Origin of the sequence: Stenotrophomonas sp. SrG (assembly GCF_050031795.1) — a bacterium.
In the GTDB taxonomy this organism is placed as follows: Bacteria; Pseudomonadota; Gammaproteobacteria; order Xanthomonadales; family Xanthomonadaceae; genus Stenotrophomonas; species Stenotrophomonas rhizophila_A.
Genome location: NZ_JBNBBE010000489.1, coordinates 1 through 255 on the forward strand (window position 1 = coordinate 1; position 255 = coordinate 255).

The 255-nt window shown below is 64.7% G+C and carries 1 protein-coding gene; it reads right to left on the bottom strand.

The window, feature by feature from the left end; translation table 11 throughout:
• On the bottom strand, positions 1 to 255 hold a 255-nt coding region (gene lptD, locus ACQG3P_RS20585; RefSeq protein WP_426806084.1), incomplete at both ends, for an LPS assembly protein LptD.

Here is a 255-nt window from a genome sequence, read left to right on the forward strand (position 1 = left end):
GGTACAGGAAGGACAGGTCCACCTGCTCCAGCAGGGTGCGTTCTTCCGTGGTCGCCGTCGCCGGCGCGGCCGTGTTGAGACGGTGGCGGTAGGTCAGGTTGATGATGCCGTCGTTGGACCTCAGGTAACGCGCGCGCACGCTGGCCAGGTCCTCGCGCTTGTACTTGGGATCCCACGGGTAGGTGGCGCCCCGGTTCCAACGGTCGTTGATGGCGTAATTGGTATCGGCGATCCAGGCCGACTTGCCCTGTTCCA